Source organism: Paragemmobacter kunshanensis (assembly GCF_011059185.1).
In the GTDB taxonomy this organism is placed as follows: Bacteria; Pseudomonadota; Alphaproteobacteria; order Rhodobacterales; family Rhodobacteraceae; genus Paragemmobacter; species Paragemmobacter kunshanensis.
Map to the genome: position 1 here is coordinate 1 of NZ_JAALFE010000113.1, position 596 is coordinate 596.

The following is a 596-nucleotide window of genomic DNA, read 5'->3' on the forward strand; positions in this document are numbered from 1 at the left end:
GCCAATCCCGACGCCCGCATCTTCGGGGTCACGGCGACGCCGAACCGGGGCGACAGGAAGGGCCTGCGCGAGGTCTTCGACAACGTGGCCGACCAGGTGCGGCTGGGCGAGTTGATCGCCTCGGGCCATCTCGTGCCGCCGCGCACCTTCGTCATCGATGTCGGTGTCCAGGACGAGCTGCGTTCGGTCCGCAAGACCATGTCGGATTTCGACATGGCGGAGGTGGCGGGCATCATGGACCGCGCGCCCGTCACCGACGAGGTGATCCGCCACTGGAACGAGAAGGCGGGCGACCGGCAGACGGTGGTGTTCTGCTCCACCGTCGCCCACGCCGAACACGTTACCGACGCCTTCAGGGCGGCGGGCGTATCCGCTGCGTTGATTCACGGCGATCTGGCAGCCGAGACCCGCAAGGCGATCCTCGCCGACTACGCGGCGGGCGACACCCGCGTCGTGGTCAACGTGGCGGTGCTGACCGAGGGATGGGACCATCCGCCCACCTCCTGCGTCGTGCTGCTACGGCCCAGCTCCTACAAGTCCACGATGATCCAGATGGTCGGGCGCGGGCTGCGCACCGTCGACCCCGAGGAACACCC

At 68.6% G+C, this 596-nt stretch carries 1 protein-coding gene; it reads left to right on the plus strand.

Going from position 1 to position 596, the window contains the following annotated elements; all coding sequences use genetic code 11:
• On the plus strand, positions 1-596 hold a 596-nt coding region (locus G5V65_RS22045; protein WP_277602982.1), incomplete at both ends, for a DEAD/DEAH box helicase.